This is a genomic window from Streptomyces sp. NPDC107498, assembly GCF_055582805.1.
Map to the genome: position 1 here is coordinate 240,442 of NZ_JBVJPE010000009.1, position 20,060 is coordinate 260,501.

Consider the following 20,060-nt stretch of genomic DNA (forward strand, 5'->3'; position numbering starts at 1 on the left):
GCCCGCCCGAGGACGCCTACCCGAGGACGCCCGCCCGAGGACGCCTACCCGAGGGCGCCTGGTCAGGAATCCCGGCCCGGCGCCCTCGGTCCGGCGTCAGCCCCAGGTGATCGCCGAGGTCTCCCGCCACAGCCGCAGGATCTCCTCGTCGCCGGTCAGGGTGACGGCCCCGGCCGGCAGCCGGTTCCACAGGGTCAGGTACAACCGGTCGGCGGGCCCGCTCAGTTCGGTGTCGGCCGCCCCGCCGGCACCCTGGCCGCCCTGACCGTCCAGGTCACCCCGGCCGCCCTGATCACCCCGGTCGCCCCGCTCCGTCCGGGGCGGATCGGTCGGCGACAGGTGCACGGTCCAGACGTCGCCGGTGTCCGTCGCCCGCACCCGCAGGGTCCGGGGTTCGGGCGTGCGCACCCGGCTGCGGTCGCGCGCGTGGAAGGCGCCCAACAGCTCGTCGACGCCGTCGGCGGCGACCGCCGGATCCACCGGGCCCGGACCGCCCGCGAGCGCGGACTCGGCGTCCGCGCGGTGGACGGTCGTCTCGTGTGCCTGGCGGCGGGCCCAGAAGGCCAGGGGCGAGGGCGCGGGCAGGAAGCTCCAGCACTCCAGGTCCTCCGGTGCCGCGCGCAGGGCGGCGACCAGCCGCGCGTGGCCCTCGCGGAAGTGTGTCAGCAACTCCTCGCCGTCGAGCGCCGTCTCGCCGTCGCCCGGGTGGAAGGCGGTGCGTCCCCCGGCCACGAAGGTCGTGGCCCAGCGGTGCACCATGGCGGTGTGCCGGAGGAGGTCGCGGACCCGCCAGCCGGGGCAGGTCGGCACCTCGGCGTCGGGGCCGGCCTCGGCGGCTGCGTCCGCGAGGCCGAGCCCGGCCGCCTCCAGCGCCTCGATGTGATCCGTGATCTTCAGCGTGTCCATGCCGCGGATTGTGGCAGCCGCGCGGGGACGCCGCACGCGGCGCACCCGCTCAACCGCCCCGGGACGCTCCCGCGTTGCGCGCCCCGTACCCCATGACCGCCGCGCCGGCGGCGAGCACCGCGACCGTCGTGAGGGCCGCCGGCAGGGAGAAGCGGTCGGCGAGGAAGCCGATCGCGGGCGGGCCGAGCAGCATGCCCCCGTAGCCGAGGGTGGACGCCGTCGCGACCCCGCCGGGCCCGGCGACCGCGCCCGCGCGGGCCACGGCGACGGGGAAGATGTTGGCGAGGCCGAGGCCGGTGACCGCGAAGCCCAGGAGCGCGGCCCAGACGCTCGGCGCGAGCGCGCCGAGCAGCATGCCGGCGGCGGCGGTCGCGCCGCCCGCGACGAGGGCGCGGGTCTGGCCGAGGCGTTCGAGGAGCGCGGTGCCGGAGAGTCGCCCGGCGGTCATGGCCAGCGCGAAGACGGAGTACCCGGCGGCGGCGACCCCCGGGTGCGCGTGCAGGTCCTGGGCGAGGTGGAGGGCGCCCCAGTCGGCGAGCGCCCCCTCGCCGTACGCGGTGCAGAGCGCGATCACCCCGAAGACGAGGACCGTACGGCGCGACCCGGCTGCCCGCGTGCCGGCGCCGTCCGGGGCGGACGGCGCCGGGAGGGGCTCGGGGCGCACGGGGGAGGGGTGGCGCAGCAGTACGGGACCGGCGGCGGCCGTCAGGGCCAGGCCGACGGTCGTGAGGCCGAGGAGGTGGGCGGTGGGGGACAGGCTTCCGGCGAGCAGCCCGCCGAGCCCCGCGCCGAGCATGCCGCCGAGGCTGAAGGCGGCGTGGAAGCTCGGCATCACCGGCCGCCGGAGCGCGTTCACGAGGTCGACGGCCGCGCTGTTCATGGCCACGTTGATCCCGCCGTACGCGGCGCCGAAGACGAGGAGCACGAGGCCGAGCGCGAGCGGGGACCGGGTGAGGGCGGGGAGGGCGACGGAGAGGGAGAGCAGGACGGCGGTGGCGACGGTGACGGCGTGGGAGCCGTGGCGGCGGCAGAGCCGGCCGGTCAGCGTCATCGTGATCACGGCGCCCGCCGAGACGCCCAGGAGGGCGAGGCCGAGGTCGCCGGCCGAGGCGCCGGTCTGCTGCTTGACGGCGGGGATCCGGACCACCCAGCCGGCGAACAGGAAGCCGTCGAGGGCGAAGAAGAGGGTCAGGGCGGAGCGGAGGCGGGACGGGGAGCGGGCGGCGGTGTCTCCGCCGGAACCCCCCGGGAGGGCCGTCCGTACTTTGTTTAGTAGCGGCACAAACTCAGGATAGGGGTCGGGGGTGGGGGGAATCAACCGGGCGGGGACGGCACCCCGGTCCGATCATGGGAGACTCACCACCATGAACGGCAAGGCGACGACGACCCGGACACGGCTGGACAGGGGGCGTAACGCGCTCGGCCCCGCACTGGAGCTGGTGCACACCGGCAGGGCGCCGACCCGGGCCGTCCTCACCGCCGAACTCGGCGTCACCCGGGCCACCGCCGGCGCCGTCGCCGCCGAGCTGGAGGCCCTCGGTCTCATCCGCGTCGACTCCAATCCCGGTGCCGCCGCGGGCTCCCAGGGCCGGCCCTCGCACCGCCTCGCCGTCGAGGAGAAGGGCCCCGTCGCCCTCGCCGCCCAGGTCCACGCGGACGGTTTCCGCGCCGCCCTCGTCGGTCTCGGCGGCACCATCGTGGCCACCGCTCCCGGCTGCGTCACCGTCTCCGCCGACCCCGCGCAGGTCCTCGGCGCCGTCGTCGACGCGGGGGCCGCGCTGCTCCGGGAGAGCGGCCGCCGGTGCGTCGGCGCCGGGCTCGCCGCGCCCTCCGCCGTGGCCGAGCCCGAGGGCACGGCGCTCAACCCGCTCCACCTCGCCTGGCCCGCCGGGGCGCCCGTCCGGGAGATCTTCGCCGAGCGGGTGCGGGCCGCCGGCATCGAGGGCCCCGCCTTCACCGGCAACGACGTCAACCTCGCCGCGCTCGCCGAGCACCGCCACGGCGCGGGGCGCGGCGCCCGGGACCTGCTCTGCGTCGCCACCGGCCACCGGGGCGTCGGCGGCGCGCTCGTCCTCGACGGGCGGCTGCACACGGGGAGTTCGGGCCTCGCCCTGGAGGTCGGGCACCTGACGGTCAACCCCGAGGGTCGTCCCTGCCACTGCGGCAGCCGCGGCTGCCTCGACGTCGAGACGGACCCGCTCGCGTTCCTCACGGCCGCGGGCCGGGTCCCCGGTCCGGAGGTGTCCCTGCTCCAGCAGTCCCGCGACCTGCTGCGCACGAGCCCCGACGACCCGGGCGTCCGGGTCGCGGTGGGGGAGCTGATCGACCGGCTCGGGCTCGGGCTCGCCGGTCTGGTGAACATCCTCAACCCGGACCGGATCATTCTCGGCGGGCTCCACCGCGAGCTCCTCGACGCCGACCCCGAGCGGTTGCGCGCGGTCGTCGCCGACCGCAGCCTCTGGGGCCGCAGCGGCGGTGTGCCGATCCTCCCCTGCACCCTGGACCACAACAGCCTCGTCGGCGCGGCCGAACTCGCCTGGCAGCCGGTCCTGGACGATCCGCTCGCCGCCCTGGGGCGCGAGCCGGTCTGAGCCCCCTTCCGCCGTACGCCTCCTCTTCGCCGCGGTTGCGGTTCGTGATGCGAACCAATATCGTTCGTGTCGCGAACTTAAAGGTGTCGTTTCGGCATGCCGGAGGTTGCGTCCGGCATGCCGTGGGGGAAGGACGGAACAGTAGCCGGACGACAGGTGCTCTTCGGCTTCGGAGCGCACAGCGGCTTCGACGACGGCCCCGAGCTGCTGCGCCGCGTCGAGCGGGCCGACGCCGACGGGCTCGACCTCTTCTCGCTCTCGGACCATCCGTACCTCGGCGCACGCCTGGACGCGTACGCCTCCCTCGGCTTCCTCCTCGGCCGTACGCGGCACATCGCGGGCTTCGCCAACGTCACCAACCTGCCCACCCGGCCGGCCCCGGTGCTCGCGCGGACGGTCACCACGCTGTCGGCGCTCAGCGGCGGCCGCGTCGTGCTCGGCATGGGCGCCGGCGGCCTGTGGGACCGCATCGCCGACATGGGCGTCCCGAAGCTCTCCCCGGGCGAGGCCGTCGAGGCCTTCGAGGAGGCCGTCGTCCTGATCAAGAAGCTGTCCGGCGGCGGCCCGCCGGTCACCCACCGGGGCCGCCACTACCGGGTGCGCGAGCTCGAGACGACGCCCGTCGCCGCCCCGCCCGTCTGGACCGGCTCCAACGGCCCGAAGTCCCTGGCCGCGACCGGCCGGGTCGCCGACGGCTGGCTTCCCGGCCACGCCGCCGACTGGCTCAGCGAGCGCTACCGGACCTCGCGGCCGGTCATCGACGAGGCCGCGGCGTCCGTGGGGCGCGACCCGGGCGAGATCCGGACGGTCTACAACCTCCCCGGGCGCATCACCGAGCGGCCGCTGGCCGCCACCCGCGACGGGGAGGGACGCTGGATCGGCGGGTCCGCGGAGCAGTGGGTGGAGGAGCTGACCGGGGCCGTGCTGGAGCACGACGCCTCGGGCTTCGTCCTCTTCTCACCGGGCGGCGGCGCCCAGGACGTCGACGCGCTCGCCCGCTGGGGCGGTGAGATCGTCCCCGCCGTGCGCGGGGCGCTCGCGAAGGAACGCGGCTGATCCGGAGGACCTAGAGGACGTCTCGTCCCCGGGGATCGGGGCGATCGGGGCGGCCCTCCGTCAGTGCGGCGAGCCGGTCGAGCGCCATGCGCGTGCCGGTCTCGTTGGCGGCGGGCGGCACCGCGTCCGGCACCCCCTCGTGGACGACCAGGACCTCGGTCCCGTCCTCGATCTCCGTCAGCGTCGTCGTGAGGATCATCGTCCCGTGCAGCGCGGGGTCCGGCGCCTCGAACTCGACGCTCTCGACGACCTTCTCGTACGGCACGAGCTCCAGGAAGGTGCCGTGGTACGTGTCCGTGCGGGGCCCCGACTTCCCGGCGCCGTCGGGCGACTCGTACCGCAGCGACACCCGGAAGGCGCCCCCCTCGCGCGCCTCGAAGTCGTGCACCTCGCAGGTCATCCCGTACGGCACCCGCCAGCGGGCGACGGCGTCCGGGTCGAGGAGCGAGCGGTAGACGGCCGAGGCCGGGGCGGCGATGCGACGGGACACGCGCGTGGTGTACACGCCTCCCAGGCTAATGGCGGACCGGCGCGGACGCCGGGCGCCCGGTGCGCGAGCCCCGGCGAAGCCCCGGAGGTTCGTGGTGGGGCCCGCCGCCCGCTCCGCAGACCCGGACGGGGCCGTGGAAAACCGATGGGCGGGGGAGGCGGAGCGACGTACTGTTCCGCTCCGTGGTCACTCCTGAAACCGACGCCCCTTCCGTGTCCGATCTCCCTCCGCGTCTCGGCGCCCTCACCTTCCACGGCCCCCTCTCCGAGGCCCGCGCCACCCGCATGATCGAGCGGCTGGCCGCCGCCGGGCCCGCCGACGTGCTCGACATCGGCTGCGGCTGGGGCGAGTTGCTCCTCCGCGTCCTGGAGGCGGCCCCCGCCGCCCGGGGCGTCGGGATCGACATCAACGCCGAGGACCTGGCCCGCGGCCGGGCGCTCGCCGAGCGGCGCGGGCTCGTCGATCGCGTCGCCTTCGTGGAGGAGTCGGCGCTCGGCACCGACCGGGGCCCCGTCGACGCGATCCTCTGTCTCGGGTCCAGCCAGGCGCTCTGCGACCCCGAGCTGCCGTACGACCCGGCCGCCGTCCTGCGCGAGCTGCGCCGGCTCGTCCGGCCCGGCGGGCGGGTCGTGCTCGGGGAGGGCTTCTGGGAGCGCACGCCGGCCGAGGCGGAGCTCGCCGGGATGTGGCCCGGCGCGACCGCGGACGACCACTTCTCCCTCGGCGCCCTCGTCGACCTCGCCGTCGAGGCGGGGTTCCGGCCCGCGTGGATCGAGACGGCGAGCGCGGAGGAGTGGGAGGAGTTCGAGTCCGGTTACCGGTACGACACCGAGGTCTGGCTCGCCGCCCACCCGGACCACCCGCTCGCCGCCGAGACGCGCGAGCGCGTCGACCGGCAGCGCTCCGGTTGGCTGAACGGCTACCGGGGCGTGCTCGGCATCGCCTACCTCACCCTCGTCGCCGTGGCCTGAGGGGCCCGGAGCCCCCGCTCACCACTGCCGCCCGCGGGCGAGCGCCGCACGGCCCGGTGCCGACAGGTGCAGCACCCGGAAGCGCTCGCCCTCGTCGGCGGGTGCTTCCGCGCCCTCCCACAGGGTGAACGAGAGCAGTTCCCAGTGGCGCGGGTCCACCGCGAGGGCGGAGGCCACCACCCCGTCCCGCCGCGCCCCGCGCGCGTGCCGGGCGACCGCCTCCGTCACGGCCTCGCCCGGCGGGACGCCCTCCCCGAGCGGGGTCCTCCGCCGCGTCGCGGCGCCCGGCGCCGACGCGGCCGCCGGCCCCTCCTCGTACGACAGGACCGCCCAGTGCTGCACCACCGGCCGGCCGAAGTCGTCGACGACGCCCTGGAAACCGGGGCCCCAGAGGAAGGAGTTCATGCCCTCGGGGGTGTCCCAGAGATAGAACGGCGCGTACTGGTTGACGGGTGAGCCGGCCTCCCGCTCCCGGATCAGATACGCCTTCAGGCCGAGTCCGGGGAAGGCGTCGAGCAGATGCCCCCTGGTCGCCACCCGCTTGCGGATGACCTCCATGTCGTAGTCGGCGGGCAGGGTCGCATGGACACCCTTGCATGTAGTCTCACGGGCAGGGGAGGAGAGCTATCTGTGCAAGAGATTGATCTGTATTTGCGTAAGTCCGCTATCACGCGGCAGCGAGAGCGCGCGTTGACGTTCCGCGCACAGGAAGAGCGCGGGCGTCGATGGGCTGCGGACAACGGGTACGCCGTGCGCAAGGTGTGGGCAGACAACCTGAGTGCCTACACCGACACCGTGCGCCCAGAATTCGACAAGGCGATTGCAGCACTCGCCAATGAGGAAGTGCCAGCGCTCTGGTGCTACGCCTGTGACCGATTTTCCAGAAAGGGAGCCGGCTCGGTAATACCGCTGCTGGACTCAGGTAAGCGGATCGTCTTCGATTACGAGCGACTGGATTCCGCAGACCCGCGGGATCGACGGGACATCATCAATCGAGCGGAAGAGGCGCGCGAGTACTCTGCTCTACTGTCGCACCGTGTCACGGACACTAAAACCCAACAGCGTAAAGAGGGGGCGTGGCTAAGTGCACCTCCTTTCGGGTTTGAGATCGAAGATCCTATAACGCGCAAACTGAAGAACGGTGTCGACTGGCCAACGGTTCTGGAGGTTTTTGAGCGCACTGCTGAGGGAATGTCCGGGCGTTCGATTGCGCTGAAGTTCAACACGTCCTCCCCTCCCGTTCTCTCTCCCGACGGGAAATCGTGGGGTGGATCTACGATCCACCGGATGATTCAAAGCCCCGTGTACGAAGGGTGGCAGGCAATCACCCTTAAGCGTGGCGGTCGGTCCGTGCCCTTCCGCGACGCTGAGGGCAATAAAGTGTCAGTGCTTGCGAAGGGAGCCAAACCCGTCCCCCCTGAGCTAGTGAAACGAGCTCGTCTCGCCGTCGCAGGACATGGAGCCGTGGCGCCGGAGCATCGGTCAGGAAAGCCGAAGCACTTGTTGTCGGGGCTTCTGGAGTGCGCGGCGTGCGGAGGCGGTTCCGCAATTCACGGGCGGTCCTATCGCTGTTACAACTTCACGGTGGGTAAGCCATGTGCAGCCCCGATGTCAGCGATGCGAGCACGCATTGAGGAGTACGTCTACGGCGAGTGGTTGGGTGCTGTCCTCCGGGCGGATCTGAATGATGCTGATCCGCTGATGGTGGCTGTTGCAGAGCGCTGGGTGGCGCTCACGAAGCCAGAAGAAACCGAGGAGCACAAACATGCGCTGGCGGCCGTCAAAGCCGCAGAGACGGCGCTTGAGCGACTTGCGGAAGATCGCAAAGCGGGCATCTACGATGGTGCGATGGGCCGGTTTTTCCCCCGGCTCGTGGCCGAGGCAGAGACCGACCTAGCGAACGCTCAGCGGCGCGTCTCTGAGTTCAACGGCGTTGTGGATCTGACGCTGTTTGACGACTTCGACGCACTGAACGACGCATGGCAAGCGGCCGACGATGACCTTCGACGGGACCTGATTCGCCTAGCAATCGACAAGGTCACTGTGACCAAGGGGCCTCGCAGAGGGGCCCCCTTCGACGGCGACGCGCGATGCGTCATCACGTGGGCCACGCCTGCGCGCGACGACTAATCGAGCACGCAAAAGCCCCCACCGCGACAGGTGGGGGCTTTCGTGTACTCAGGAGCCGGATGGTGTCGACCACGGTCCCACGGGCGGCCTCACGGGCGGCTTAGCGCCAGGACGCCGACAGTAGTGCGCGATGAAGCGACGCAGCACCTCCGATCGGTCGGTGTCGTCGGGTACTGCATCCCCGAACGCTTGCCAGAGTTCGGCGTCGATCCGGAAGCGGCTGACAGGGGTCTTCGGCTGATTGGGCATACCCATACGCTACCAGGGTGTAGCTACACCTGGGAGGCGTAGAAGGGTTGCGGGTGTAGCCACACCCATGCTTAGGTGTAGCCACACCGGACGCCAGAAATGGCGAACGCCCCGCAGTCCTGGCAGACCAACACGGGGCGTTCGCTTCTAGCTCTAGGAGCAACTATGGCACACACCCTCTTCTCCCGTCCTGGCCTCACCCCCGCACAGCATGAGCGCGTCTCCTGCGTCCGCTGCGACGAGTCCGCGGGTCTCATGTCCCCGGTCGACGTGGAGGGAACTCTCCTCCTCGCGCACCCCTCCTGCCTCTCCGGCGGCGTCACCAACGGCTTCATTGCCCTCATCGGGGACACCTCGACACCGGACGCCTACGCCGACACCTGCGCGGCCGGCATGGACGTGGCTGATCGCCTTCAGATCCCCTGTCGGATCCTCGTAGGCATGGATCACGACGTCCTTCAGTACGAGGGGGCCGTCATCCTGGACACCTACCTCGACAGCGTGGCGAGCGCGGCCCTCGGCATGGAGGCCCGCCAGGGCGACATGATGACGCTCAACTACTCGACGCTCCTGGCGTACCCGATGGACCTCACCTGCGGGCACTGCGGCGAGGATGACGAGACCGCCGAACCGCGCCGTGTCGGAGACGAGTGGACGACCAGCGTGTGTGACTCCTGCGTGAGCCACGCGAGTGTGTAACGCTCTGTAGCCGCCTCACCGTCGACAGACCCGCCTCTTCACCCCGTGGAGGCGGGTCGTCGGCGTTTTGGGCGACGTCGAGCGGCGTCCTCGTCCTCCGGCAGGGTCGGTTCGTGCCGAACCTCTCGAAGTTCGGCACTGCCCTGACCTGCGAAGATGACCAGAGCGGTCAAACTAACCCCTAACTTCAACTTTCTCTCTAACGCGTTAAGGGAAAAAGGAAAATGCCAGTTAGTTTAGCTTTTTGGACCCCGAACTGACCCGGCCACTTGATCCGACGTAGGGCGACGAGGTGGACGAGGCACGGGAGGCGCGAGGCGGCCCGTAAAGGGGCTCCTGAGGGCCTATCTGTACATCTGGCTACTTGGGTCTACTCAAGGGGCTACGGGGCACAGAGGGGAGCGTAGGGGCGTGCGCGGCTTCATGAGGTTCGATCGTCCCTCACTCGACGTCCCAAGAGGTTCGTTACGCAGCGTGCGCGCCTATGTAGACCATGATCAACAAACCCGAACATGCCCCACATAACTGTAGTAGAGGGAGTTTTGCGCAGCCGGCGAGTAGCACGGCGCCGTTCCCTCGTTGACGGCGCTGCCTCCTCCTCTCGGGCAGCGCATCCGCCTCCGCGACGTCGAGCGACCGAGTGTGCCGCGACTCTCCTCCGTGAGTGCCGGTCAGCTCCGTCGCGGAGGCTTGACTTTCAAGCGCTGTCCATCGGGCGGCGCTTCTCTTATTTGCCCGCAATTCGCCAGGAAGGCGAGGAAGACAGGACGGGATCAGCAATGGCCGACGTGCCTACTCCACACTCCGACGCTCGCCCCTGCACGTGGTGCGGGCGCCAGCTTCCACGGGACATCCGATTCTTCAGCCGTGACGCCATGGGGCATCAAGGACTATCCGCCAGGTGTCGTGACTGCCGCGCGGCCATCGAGCGTGAGAGGTACGCCCGCACGTCGGCTGACGTCCTGGAGCGCAAGCGTCAGGCGCGTATCGAGAGGGCGGAAATGTTCCGCGACTCACCCCAGTGGAACGCCGCTTAGGCGCCCACGTAGACCCCTTCCTGAGCCCCTGCCATCCGGTGGGGGCTCAGTCGTTTTAGCCATCGAGAGGTAGCAATGAGCAACACCAACCCCGAGTTCCGCGCGGCCTGGAGCGCCGTGCCTGACGTTGTGCACGCGGAGACACAGCTCCACAAGTTGGAGGAGCGTCGAAGGGCACTGGGCGACGTCCTGAGCCCCGACCTTGCCCGACGCAAGGTGTTCAACGACGCGACGGACGCGATGCGCGCCGGCGCGGAGTTCCCTGACGACATCGGGAAGCGCGCGGCGGACGCGTACAGGGATGCCCTGGAAGCTGAGTCGGAGGCACTGGGACTTCAGGAGGGCGTCTGGAGTCTTCGCGCCCACCTGGAGTACCTGCGCGCAACGGACGGCGCGGAGACGGCTCTCGAAGCCCTCGGCAAGCGCCTCGCTGAGTTCCTGGCGGAGGTGAAGAAGCCAGCGGCGGAGCTGAACGGCGCGCGGTCCGCGGAGGAAGCCATCCACATCGGCGGCAAGGCGCCTGCGGCGTGGAAGACGCTCACAGACATGCTCGGAACGCTCCGCAATATCCGGGAAGCCCAGTTCACCATTCTCCGCCCACTCGGCGACGGTCACCGTCTCCAGGAGCTCCGCGAGAAGGGCTACTTCGAAGCGGCCGGCATCGCCTCCGACGGCGTCCCCGCGGACATCCTGCGTGCCATGACGTCGGGACACTACAACGTCCCATACCTCGTGTACCTGGCAGAGCTTCCCAACGCCTGGGTGCCGACGAGCTTTGACGAGCTGGAGGCGGAGGACATCGTCGACTGCGGCGTCCCCGACGACTCCTTCATCGACTACAACCCGCGCGAGCGGATCATTCCCGCGCACCCCGAGCCGGTACGCCACGGCCACGAGCGCGCCCCCGACATTTCCCTGAAGTAAGAGAGGCGTCACCCATGAACGAACCCACCCCCGAGCAGCTTGCGGCCGGCGAAGCGCACGGCCTCACGCCTGAGATGTGCGCGTACCTGCGTGGCGAGACTTCCGAGGAGCTCCAGGCCGACGCAGTGAAGTTCCTCGACGCCTTCGGGACGCCAGTGCCGCCCGCGCCCGTGTACCGCTCCGGCGGACCCCGCGGGGTCGACGTGGCGAGCTCTGGCGGACGAGGCAGCGTTAGTGCCGGCGCCGCGCTCTACCGCGAGCGTCACGGCCTTGACGAGGACGGTCGTCGCCCGGAGAAGCCGAAGTCAGTCCCGACGACGAACCGCAACCCATTCCAGTCCAACGCCTACACGATGGAGTCCCGGTGAACGTGAATGTGAACGACTACGTGCAGGCCATCAAGAACCGGGCCTTGGAGCTCAACGGCACGACCGTGAGCGTCGAGCTCAGCGGCGGGAAGACCCTCGTCGGCACGCTCGCCTACGCCGTCGCTACCGACGCCGGTGGACGCCAGCGGTACCCAGACGTCCTGACAGTGACAGTCTCGACGAAGGCTCAGACCATTCGTGTCGACCGCATCGACGCCATCGGTCAGGGCTGACGGGGCTGAACTGGCGTTCCGACGATCGTGCCAACGCAGGCGTGCGCGCTGCCATAGGGCGGCGCCTGCGTGGGTGACGAGCAGTTCAAAGAGAAGGCTGACCAGGAAATCCACGAAGACCCCATGCGTAACGGCGGAAACGGTTACGGCTCGGTGCTTCCGAGCGTCCACGGGGGGTCCACGCGTGGTCGGGGCTGAGATAGATCCCAGCACCCAACACATTAACAGAGAGGGGGTCGTTCATGCCGGCACGCGGTAGACCTGGCCCACGACCAAACCCCAGCGCTCCGCGCTCCCGGCACCGCCCGGACGAGCGGCCCGTCACCTACCTCCCACCTGACGGGTGCCAGGACGAGCCGCCCCCGCTCCCGCCAGGGCGAGCGTGGACGGAGGCGGAGGTGCACCACTGGCGAGAGCTGTGGTCCGCACCGCAGGCGGATGTGTGGGAGGACAGTACTTATCCGGCTGTCGCTGCCCTCGTCGTGGCGACGTCGACAATCCTGGGAGGTGGGCGTGTGAGCGCTCAACTCATCGGTGAACAGCGGGCGTTGATGAACGACCTAGGCCTGACGCCGGCCGCTATGGAGCGCCTGCGGTGGGTCGTCGGTGAGCCCCCGTCCACCACGCGGGCGGACTGATGGGACGTCGTGAGCAGCGCGCACAGCGCATGCGCGACGAGGCGCGAGGAGTGGACACTCGGACGGGAGAGATCCCGGAGTACGCGTGTCCTCCGCGCCTCCTGGCTCCAGCGGTGGTGGAGGAATGGCTCACGGCGCTGGAGCTGGACTCGCTGGCCGACGTCGACGCGACCATCCGCGCGTGGCGACGCTGGAGCGACGCACGCGACGACTACGCACGCGGGCAAGCGGACGACGAGCGCGGCCCCAGAGCGCGTGTCACTCAGCTCTGTGGTCCGACGAGCCGTCCCGTGTGGCGCGACGAGCTAGGGCAGCGCTGGCACGCGCGACGCCGCTAGCAGCGCTCTGACCTGCGGAGACACCAGGGGGGTGACCTGGGGCCGGCAAACAGGGAGACCGAAGAGGTGCTGGTCCTCGCTCCGTAACTGCGGCACAGATGGTCGACGAAGGAGCCCGACAGGGGCTCCGCAGAGGCTTTCAGGGGCCCGCCAGGGGCCCTAACGAGGCGTGGACGCGACGGAGCGTGCCCGTTCGACGATCAAGCCTTAGGCAGGAACGGCCCTCGCTACCGTAACAAACCGCAGGTCAGCGACCTAGAAGTGTTCCAAAGATGCAGTAGCCAACTATCCCCCGAAGGGCCCGTAGCCATTGCGCTGCGGGCCCTTCGTCGATTCCCAACCCCGAGAGGCCCCGATGCCCGCTGACCTGAACGAACCCTGTGCCCGACGCGGGTGCGGTTTCCTGCCCGAACTCGTCATGATCGCCGACATGGCGTTGCCGGCGGTGCACTGTAGCCACGCCTGCGCCGACTACGTGTGGCTGGAGCGGACGCTCGCCCGCGCCCCTGTCACGGAGGACACGTCCCTCGCTTGGGCGGGGATGGGGAGGCTGCGGGAGGCGCTCGACGCCCGACGCGAGCCCGCCGACATCGGTCCCCTGGTGGAGTTCTAATGGCAACCGATCTGGACATCGTCGGTACCGCAGGTGTCGACGTCGTACCGGTGGCGCCACGCTTCCATCAGAAGCTTCAGGCTGTCGTCATCCCCGCCGCGGAACGAATCGGCGACGAGGCGGGCCGCATCATCGGCGACCGAATGAGCGACGAGATCGCTCGACGTGTGGCGGCAGCGCTCCCGCAGGCGGTTCAGGTTGGCGGGCAGGCTGCACAGCGTCAGGCAACTCGACAGGGCTCCGACACGGGCGGTGCCTTCGCGCGGTCTCTGAAGGAAAAGCTCACGGTGGCCTTCAAGGCGATGCCGAAGCTCGACGTCCGTCTCTCTGATACGGGCGTGAACGCTGAGCTCGCCCGTCTCCGCGCCCGCATGGAGACGCTCGCCGGCAAGCGCATCGGCATCGATGTCGACGTCGCTGCCGCTGAGGTGGAAGTCCGCAAGATCGAGGCAGAGCTCGAACGTCTCGGCGCCTCTCATCCGAACATCGCGGTTCGGGCTGACACTGCCACGGCACGCGCAGCACTAGCGGAGCTCCGTGCCGAAATCGCAGCCGTGGACGCGACGGAGGTCGACCTCGACGTCAACGTCGATACCTCCGGCGCCCGGTCCGCGCTGATGTCGCTCGGTATCCAAATGATCGCCCTGACGGCGATTCCTATCGGGCCCGTTCTCGCTGCCGGACTCGGCTCCGTGGTTGCCATGGCCACGGCCGCCGGCGCCGGCTTCGGTGCGCTCGCCCTGGCGGCCATTCCTGCCGTGAAGGGCGTGACGGAGGCACTGACGGCGCAGACGGCTGCACAGGAGGACGCTGCGAACGCCGCGCAGCGCGGATCCGCAGCGACGGCCCAAGCGGCGCAACAGGCCGCATCGAAGTCGCTCCAGCTTGCCGGCGCTCAGGCGTCACTCGCGACGGCTCACCGCAACGCTGAACGGCAGATCGTCCAGTCCAACCGGGCGATCGAAGATGCCGAACGAGCTCTCGCACAGGCGGGCATGCGCGCCGCGGACCAGCGTCGTCAGGCGGCCGAAGCCGTCGAGCGCGCGGAACAGTCCCTTGCCGACGCCAAGCGTGACGCGCTGAAGGCGGAGGAGGATCTCACCACCGCCCGCCGGGAGGCCGCTCAGGAGCTTGCGGACCAGCGTAAGGAGCTGTCCACGCGTCTGGAGGACTCCTCCCTCGACGAGCGGGACGCCGTCCTTCGCGTCAAGGAAGCGCAAGAAGAGCTCGCGAAGGTCATGAAGGACCCGAAGGCCACGGCCCTTCAGCGTGAGCGCGCGCAGCTCGCGGCCGACGAGGCGGAGCACAGCCTCCAGCGCCAGCGCGAGAAGATCAAGGAGCTCCAACTCGACCTGTTGCGACAGACGAAGGCCTCCGTCGACGGCTCTGACCGAGTCGTCCGCGCTCAGGAGCGGGTCACCGACGCGCAGCAGAAGGTGAAGGATCAGGCGACGGCACTTGCCGACGCGCAGGAGGCCGCCTCCCGCGTACAGGTGCAGGCTGCGCAGGACGTTGCCGAAGCGCAGCGCCGCGTAGCGGACGCCGTCGACAACTCCGCCAATGTCCAGGTAGCGGCTGCGGAGGCCATTGCATCGGCTGAGCGTGGCGTAGCGTCTGCCCGGCTGGCGGGTGCGTCTGCGACGTCCACGGCGATCACGAAGCAGGACGAGTATCTCCGGGCCCTCGCCAAGCTGACGCCGGCGCAGCGCGCGCTGTACGACTCGATCGCCGGTCCGCAGGGGATCAAGACGGCCTTCAAGGATTGGTCGACGGCGCTTCAGCCGCAGGTGCTCCCGCTCTTTACCCGCGGGGTGGACGGTGCGAAGGCGTCTCTTCCGGGCCTGACACCGTTCGTTCTCGCTGCCGCAAGTGCGGTTCAGACGCTCATGGACAAGGCGTCGGCGCAGCTCAAGACGCCTTTCTGGCAGGAGTTCAAGACGGATCTGAAGGAGAACGTCGAGCCGGCGATCATCGGTTTCGGCGTCGCCTTCGGCAACATCATCAAGGGTCTGGCCGGCGTCATTGACGCATTCCTGCCGCACATGGACGGCATCGCGGCTCGCTCGGATTCGATCACGGAGCGGTTCGCGAAGTGGGGGACGAGCCTGAAGGGCTCCCCAGAATTCGAGAAGTTCCTCCAGTACGTGAAGGATAGTGCTCCATCCGTTGGGGCACTCGTCGGAAGTGTTCTGACGGCGTTGATCGCGACGTCGCAGACGTTGAGTCCCGTTTCAACGGCGTTGATGGCCGTTGTGAAGCCGTTGTTCGACGCGATTACCTGGCTCGCAACAAACGTTCCGGAACTCGTGATCGGCCTGTGGGCTATTTGGGCGGCACAGAAGGCAATCACTGTCGGAATGGCGGCATGGGCAGCCGCTCTAGCGGTCTATAACGCCGTTGTTTTGACGGCGCAGGTGGTGACCGGCGGATGGGCCGTGGCTCTGAACGCGACGGGAATCGTCCCGATCATCCGGGCCATCGTGCTCGTAATCGGCCTTCTCGTCGCGGCCGTTATCTACGCCTACAACAACTGGGACTGGTTCCGGGTCACCGTCGACACCGTGGCGTCAGCCATCGGGACGGCAATGTCGTGGCTCTGGCAGAACGTCCTCAAGCCCGTATTTGACGGCATTTGGTGGGTGATAAAGAAGGTCGGCGACATCGCCGTGTGGCTGTGGAACGAGGCGCTTGAGCCTACCTTCAGCGTCATCGGCGAGGCCGCACAGATCCTCTTCACCGGCCTCGTGACCCTCCTTCTCCTGCCCGCCTACCTGGCGATCAAGGCGCTAGGGAAGATCGGTCTGTGGCTGTGGAACGAAGCGATCAAGCCCGCCTTCGACGGCATCGCCAAGGGTGCAGGGTGGCTCTGGACGACGATCCTGCGGCCCATCTTCACGTGGATCGGCGATAAGGCTACGTGGCTTTACAACAAGGCCATCAAGCCCGCTTTCGGTGAGGCGAAGAAGACCTTCGATGCTCTTGGCGCCGCCGGAAAGTGGCTGTGGAACAAGGTCCTTGAACCCATCTTCACGTGGATCGGTGACAAGGCGGGATGGCTGTACGACGAGGCCATCAAGCCGGCGTTTGACAGCATCATGGACGCCGTCGACGCCGTCTCCAAGTCATTCGAAGATGGAAAGTCCGCCATCAAGAAGGCTTGGGATCAGGTTCAGGACATCGCCAAAAAGCCCGTGCGCTTCATCATGGAGCACGTGTACAACGGGGGAATTGTTCCTCTCTGGAATCACGTAGCCGATATCACCGGAGCGGACAAGCTGAAGAAGCTTGACCTTCGTGGATTTGCGCGAGGCGGCATCCTTCCGGGCCAGTCGACGTGGAGGCAGGGGGACGACCAACTCGTCCCGATGCGTCGCGGCGAGGGCGTCTACGTCTCCGAAGCGATGCGCGACCCCTACGAGCGTGCTCGCCTCCACGCTGTCAACCGCGCGGCCATGAACGGTCAGTCACTCGGCCGATTCCAGGGCGGGTACGCGGAAGGCGGCATTGTCGATTGGCTGAAGGACAAGGCGTCGGACGTCGGCGACTTCTTCAGTAACCCGCTCGACGTCTTCCGTGACGCAAAGAACATGGTCACGGACCAGATGAAGAGCATTCTCACCAACCCATGGGCCCGTGAGATCGCCAAGATGCCGGGCCGGATGCTCGACGGCCTGAAGAACAAGGCTCTCGACTTCCTTGGCTTCGGGGGAGGCGAGGGCGGTAGCGGAGGCTGGGTTCGCCCCGTCGACGCCCCGTTCGGTACCCCGTTCGGCAAGCGCGGTTCGATGTGGGCTTCCGGACGACACAGTGGTCTCGATTTTCCAGCCGCTGTCGGCACTGCGATCCACGCCGTGGCCGGCGGACGCGTCTCCATGGCGCAGGGCGGGGGACCCTACGGCAACCACGTGATGATCAATCACGGCGGGGGTCTGTCGTCGCTGTACGCCCACATGTCCGGGATGCTGACTGAACTCGGCAAGACGGTCCGGGCCGGCGAGACGATCGGAAAGGTCGGCGCAACCGGCAACGTCACCGGTCCGCACCTCCACCTGGAGGCGCGCCGGAACGGCACTGCCGTCGACCCCATGCCGTACCTGACGGGTGGCGGAGGCGGAGGCGGATCCGGCGTCGAGCGGTGGCGGAACGTCGTTCTCCAGGCGCTCCAGATGACGGGCAATCCGTCGCAGTACGCAGATCTGACGCTCCGGCGGATGAACCAGGAGAGCGGCGGCGACCCCAACGCCGTCAACAACTGGGACATCAACGCGCGCAACGGCACGCCGTCGGTCGGCCTCATGCAGCTAATCAAGCCCACCTTCGAGGCGTGGGCCGGTCACATGCGCAACGTCGGGCCGAAGCTCTTCGGTGTTTCGACGAGCCCGCTTGCCAACGTCTACGCCTCGATGCGCTATGCCACCTCGCGGTACGGCAACCTTCCGAACGCTTACAACCGTCCCGGTGGCTACGCCTCCGGCGGGTTCCCTGGCGTCGGTGAGCTGGCATGGGTGGGCGAGCACGGTCCCGAACTCGTTCGTTTCCTCCACCCCACGCAGGTCTACAGCAACAGCGACTCCGCGGCCATGGTCCGCCAGGCCGCGACGCTCCAGGCCGGCGCAGGCCGCCCAACACAGCTCCAGGCCGACGTTCACGTCTACGTCGGCGACCGAGAAATCGCCGACATCGTGCGCACTGAAATCGACATCCGCGACGCCGACACGGCGCACGCGCTCACTTACGGGCGCATCGTCTAGCGCACACCCTCACGCGCCCCGCGGCCGACATGGCTGCGGGGCGCCCCCTGACTGAGAGAGATAACACCATGGACACCACTACGCCGATCAAGACTGAGCCGTCCCCATGCCTGCACTGTGGGGTCAACGTGCCGCAGAAGGCTGGAGCTGGCCGACTGAAGCGCTTTTGTACACCCGCGCATGGCCGGATGTGGCGACGCAAGGCCCGCTTCTTCGGATGGCTCTAGGCGCTCTTGACGGCCGCTCCCGCAGGCGTGATGGTCGTAGAACTCTGCGCAACTTCAACGACCTTGGAGCAGCCATGTCGCTACGTTATGTAGGCAAGGATCCGAACAGCGAAGAGGAGAACTGCCCGAGCGTCCTCGTCGACGAGCAGACCGGGGACTACGTCCTCCAGGGCTGGACAGCGGACGACGTGACCCGCACGGAGTGCGAGCAGTTCGGCCCGATCGCACCGAACGAGTCCGTGATCCGGATCCCCGCGCGGATGACAGAGCTGCTGAAGGAGGCGATTCGTGCCAACGAGCATCCCGACGTTCGCTGAGCTCCTGGCCAAGACGTCGCGTCACGCTCTGCACCTGGAGATGCGAGACGTCTACGGCGTCGAGTCGGAGGACGCGGCCTTCGTTGAGTGGAAGGCGGGGGTGTCGCGGGACTTCAGCGACCGCGCGTCCTGGTGGTCGAACTTCCATCAGCTTGTTGCCAACAGTGTGGGACGGGGTGTCCAGGTACGCAGGGCCCGTGTCGTCTCTGAGCCTGTATCGGACTACATCCGGTTCGAGCACGCTGGAACGGTGAAGAATCTCGCCGCGGGTGAAGAGGTCCGGTGGCTTTCCAGGAGCTCCGCGTCGGACATCATGCTCCCTGGTAACGACGTCTGGATCTTCGACGACTTCGCGTTGAAGTTCGGGATCTTCGACGGCGACGGCCGGCACGTCGGAGGACAAATGTCTTACGATGCCGACCTCATCCGACGGTGCACGAACGCGTTCAATACCGTGTGGGAGCGCAGTACCCCACACAGTGAGTTTGAGATCTGAGGCATGTCTGAAGCCCCGTCCGCCCGCATAGAAGAGGCACGTCAGCGCGTTGCTAAGCGTCTTCGCGATCTTCGCCTCGACGCAGGGCTGACGGGGCAAGACATCGTCGAGCGCACGGGCTGGCAGAAGTCGAAGGTGTCCAGGCTTCAGAACGCCGTGACACCCCCGTCGACCGAGGACATCCGCACGTGGTGCCGAGTCTGCGGCGCAGACGATCAAGCGGTCGACATCATCGAGGCGGCCCGGACTGCCGACTCCATGTACTCCGAGTGGCGCCGACGGAACCGAAGCGGGCTCAGGCCCATGCAGGTTGCGCGGGCGAGCATCCACCGTGAGACAGCACAGATGAGGGTCTACAGCTCCACGCTCATTCCCGGCATGCTCCAGACACGTGCCTACGCCATGGCGCTCCTCTCGGACATCGCACGCGCGAAGCGCATCCCCGACGACTCTGAAGCGGCTGCGAACGCACGTGTCGAGCGGTCGAACATCATCCGGGAGGCCGGCCGCACCTTCGCCTTCGTGGTGGAAGAGGCGGCACTCCGGCGCCACGTCGGAGGCCCGGACGTGATGACCGAGCAACTTCTCCACCTACTCGACGCTGCCCGGTACCCCGCCGTCTCGTTGGGTGTCATTCCTGCCGGCGCGACTGCCCGGTGGCCGCTGGAGACGTTCACGGTGTACGACGATGAGAAAGTGTTCGTCGAGCTCCTCACAGCCGCGCTGACGATCACCGCACCGTCGGAAGTGGCGCAGTACGTAGAGGCACACCTTGAAATGACGCGTGCTGCCGTCTTCGGTCCGGACGCGTACCGGATCATCGCAGGGTCGATCCCTGCGTCGTCCTAAGTAGCGTAGAACTCCATAGAACTGCGTGGAACCGATCAAGTCGCGCCGCCTACCGTCAGAGACGAAGAGGGGACGGTGCGCAATGACGGAAGATCAGTGGCAGCCGACAAAGAGTCGGTACGCGGTCGACTCGGAGGGACGTATCGGCCGGGTCGTCGACCGGTACGAAGGCAGCAT

At 68.7% G+C, this 20,060-nt stretch carries 18 protein-coding genes; 14 read left to right on the plus strand and 4 right to left on the minus strand.

Features of this window, described 5'->3' with window-relative positions:
* Nucleotides 1-96 precede the first annotated feature (96 nt).
* Together ACZ66Z_RS18575 and ACZ66Z_RS18580 are read right to left on the minus strand one after the other, a co-directional pair.
* Nucleotides 97-897 (minus strand): maleylpyruvate isomerase family mycothiol-dependent enzyme, encoded by an 801-nt coding sequence (locus ACZ66Z_RS18575; RefSeq protein ID WP_469935272.1) that lies wholly within the window; start codon nucleotides 895-897, stop codon nucleotides 97-99.
* A gap of 58 nt (nucleotides 898-955) precedes the next feature.
* Nucleotides 956-2,188, minus strand: a complete 1,233-nt coding sequence (locus tag ACZ66Z_RS18580) for an MFS transporter (RefSeq protein ID WP_469935174.1) — start codon at nucleotides 2,186-2,188, stop codon at nucleotides 956-958.
* A gap of 82 nt (nucleotides 2,189-2,270) precedes the next feature.
* Between ACZ66Z_RS18580 and ACZ66Z_RS18585 the strand changes: the two genes are divergently transcribed.
* Nucleotides 2,271-3,497, plus strand: a complete 1,227-nt coding sequence (locus ACZ66Z_RS18585) for an ROK family protein (protein ID WP_469935176.1) — start codon at nucleotides 2,271-2,273, stop codon at nucleotides 3,495-3,497.
* Between the two features lie 96 nt (nucleotides 3,498-3,593).
* Entirely contained in the window at nucleotides 3,594-4,553 is a 960-nt protein-coding gene (locus ACZ66Z_RS18590; RefSeq protein ID WP_469935178.1) for an LLM class flavin-dependent oxidoreductase, read from the plus strand.
* Between the two features lie 10 nt (nucleotides 4,554-4,563).
* Here the strand turns inward: ACZ66Z_RS18590 and ACZ66Z_RS18595 are convergent, their stop codons facing one another.
* A complete protein-coding gene (locus ACZ66Z_RS18595) occupies nucleotides 4,564-5,058 on the minus strand; it encodes an SRPBCC family protein (RefSeq protein ID WP_469935180.1) in 495 nt (164 codons plus the stop codon).
* A 197-nt stretch (nucleotides 5,059-5,255) separates the two neighbouring features.
* Between ACZ66Z_RS18595 and ACZ66Z_RS18600 the strand changes: the two genes are divergently transcribed.
* Complete coding sequence (locus tag ACZ66Z_RS18600; protein WP_469935182.1) at nucleotides 5,256-6,014, plus strand: methyltransferase; 759 nt, start codon at nucleotides 5,256-5,258, stop codon at nucleotides 6,012-6,014.
* An 18-nt stretch (nucleotides 6,015-6,032) separates the two neighbouring features.
* Here the strand turns inward: ACZ66Z_RS18600 and ACZ66Z_RS18605 are convergent, their stop codons facing one another.
* Complete coding sequence (locus ACZ66Z_RS18605; RefSeq protein WP_469935274.1) at nucleotides 6,033-6,590, minus strand: DUF4865 family protein; 558 nt, start codon at nucleotides 6,588-6,590, stop codon at nucleotides 6,033-6,035.
* 54 nt (nucleotides 6,591-6,644) lie between these two features.
* Between ACZ66Z_RS18605 and ACZ66Z_RS18610 the strand changes: the two genes are divergently transcribed.
* The 11 genes from ACZ66Z_RS18610 (at nucleotide 6,645) to ACZ66Z_RS18660 (ending at nucleotide 19,883) form a co-directional block, all read left to right on the plus strand.
* Nucleotides 6,645-8,144 carry a recombinase family protein gene (locus tag ACZ66Z_RS18610; RefSeq protein ID WP_469935184.1) on the plus strand — a complete coding sequence of 500 codons (1,500 nt, stop codon included), beginning with the start codon at nucleotides 6,645-6,647 and terminating at the stop codon, nucleotides 8,142-8,144.
* A gap of 414 nt (nucleotides 8,145-8,558) precedes the next feature.
* Nucleotides 8,559-9,092, plus strand: coding sequence for a hypothetical protein (locus tag ACZ66Z_RS18615; protein ID WP_469935186.1), 534 nt, complete (start codon nucleotides 8,559-8,561; stop codon nucleotides 9,090-9,092).
* Between the two features lie 1,112 nt (nucleotides 9,093-10,204).
* Complete coding sequence (locus ACZ66Z_RS18620; RefSeq protein ID WP_469935188.1) at nucleotides 10,205-11,053, plus strand: hypothetical protein; 849 nt, start codon at nucleotides 10,205-10,207, stop codon at nucleotides 11,051-11,053.
* 14 nt (nucleotides 11,054-11,067) lie between these two features.
* The gene (locus ACZ66Z_RS18625) at nucleotides 11,068-11,421 is read left to right on the plus strand and encodes a hypothetical protein (RefSeq protein ID WP_469935190.1); all 354 of its coding nucleotides are present in this window, start codon (nucleotides 11,068-11,070) and stop codon (nucleotides 11,419-11,421) included.
* Nucleotides 11,418-11,654: a hypothetical protein gene (locus tag ACZ66Z_RS18630; protein ID WP_469935192.1), complete on the plus strand. Its 237-nt coding sequence runs from the start codon at nucleotides 11,418-11,420 to the stop codon at nucleotides 11,652-11,654. The genes ACZ66Z_RS18625 and ACZ66Z_RS18630 overlap by 4 nt, the downstream gene beginning before the upstream one ends.
* A 242-nt stretch (nucleotides 11,655-11,896) precedes the next feature.
* On the plus strand, nucleotides 11,897-12,292 hold the full coding sequence (locus tag ACZ66Z_RS18635) for a phage terminase small subunit (protein ID WP_469935194.1): 396 nt from the start codon (nucleotides 11,897-11,899) through the stop codon (nucleotides 12,290-12,292).
* A gap of 693 nt (nucleotides 12,293-12,985) precedes the next feature.
* Nucleotides 12,986-13,243: a hypothetical protein gene (locus ACZ66Z_RS18640; RefSeq protein WP_469935196.1), complete on the plus strand. Its 258-nt coding sequence runs from the start codon at nucleotides 12,986-12,988 to the stop codon at nucleotides 13,241-13,243.
* Nucleotides 13,243-17,994 (plus strand): peptidoglycan DD-metalloendopeptidase family protein, encoded by a 4,752-nt coding sequence (locus ACZ66Z_RS18645; RefSeq protein ID WP_469935198.1) that lies wholly within the window; start codon nucleotides 13,243-13,245, stop codon nucleotides 17,992-17,994. The genes ACZ66Z_RS18640 and ACZ66Z_RS18645 overlap by 1 nt, the downstream gene beginning before the upstream one ends.
* 106 nt (nucleotides 17,995-18,100) lie before the next feature.
* Complete coding sequence (locus ACZ66Z_RS18650) at nucleotides 18,101-18,538, plus strand: hypothetical protein (protein ID WP_469935200.1); 438 nt, start codon at nucleotides 18,101-18,103, stop codon at nucleotides 18,536-18,538.
* Nucleotides 18,510-19,034: a DUF6879 family protein gene (locus ACZ66Z_RS18655; RefSeq protein ID WP_469935202.1), complete on the plus strand. Its 525-nt coding sequence runs from the start codon at nucleotides 18,510-18,512 to the stop codon at nucleotides 19,032-19,034. Before ACZ66Z_RS18650 ends, ACZ66Z_RS18655 begins: the two co-directional genes overlap by 29 nt.
* Before the next feature lie 3 nt (nucleotides 19,035-19,037).
* A complete protein-coding gene (locus tag ACZ66Z_RS18660) occupies nucleotides 19,038-19,883 on the plus strand; it encodes a helix-turn-helix domain-containing protein (protein ID WP_469935204.1) in 846 nt (281 codons plus the stop codon).
* The last annotated feature ends 177 nt before the right edge of the window (nucleotides 19,884-20,060 follow it).

What these genes read in the sequence shown, in the direction of transcription:
- ACZ66Z_RS18620 (WP_469935188.1), top strand. Translation starts at nt 10,205, where the DNA reads ATGAGCAACACCAACCCCGAGTTCCGCGCGGCCTGGAGCGCCGTGCCT.
- ACZ66Z_RS18645 (WP_469935198.1), top strand. Translation starts at nt 13,243, where the DNA reads ATGGCAACCGATCTGGACATCGTCGGTACCGCAGGTGTCGACGTCGTA.
- ACZ66Z_RS18625 (WP_469935190.1), top strand. Translation starts at nt 11,068, where the DNA reads ATGAACGAACCCACCCCCGAGCAGCTTGCGGCCGGCGAAGCGCACGGC.
- ACZ66Z_RS18660 (WP_469935204.1), top strand. Translation starts at nt 19,038, where the DNA reads ATGTCTGAAGCCCCGTCCGCCCGCATAGAAGAGGCACGTCAGCGCGTT.
- ACZ66Z_RS18615 (WP_469935186.1), top strand. Translation starts at nt 8,559, where the DNA reads ATGGCACACACCCTCTTCTCCCGTCCTGGCCTCACCCCCGCACAGCAT.
- ACZ66Z_RS18650 (WP_469935200.1), top strand. Translation starts at nt 18,101, where the DNA reads ATGCCTGCACTGTGGGGTCAACGTGCCGCAGAAGGCTGGAGCTGGCCG.
- ACZ66Z_RS18640 (WP_469935196.1), top strand. Translation starts at nt 12,986, where the DNA reads ATGCCCGCTGACCTGAACGAACCCTGTGCCCGACGCGGGTGCGGTTTC.
- ACZ66Z_RS18585 (WP_469935176.1), top strand. Translation starts at nt 2,271, where the DNA reads ATGAACGGCAAGGCGACGACGACCCGGACACGGCTGGACAGGGGGCGT.
- ACZ66Z_RS18590 (WP_469935178.1), top strand. Translation starts at nt 3,594, where the DNA reads ATGCCGGAGGTTGCGTCCGGCATGCCGTGGGGGAAGGACGGAACAGTA.
- ACZ66Z_RS18635 (WP_469935194.1), top strand. Translation starts at nt 11,897, where the DNA reads ATGCCGGCACGCGGTAGACCTGGCCCACGACCAAACCCCAGCGCTCCG.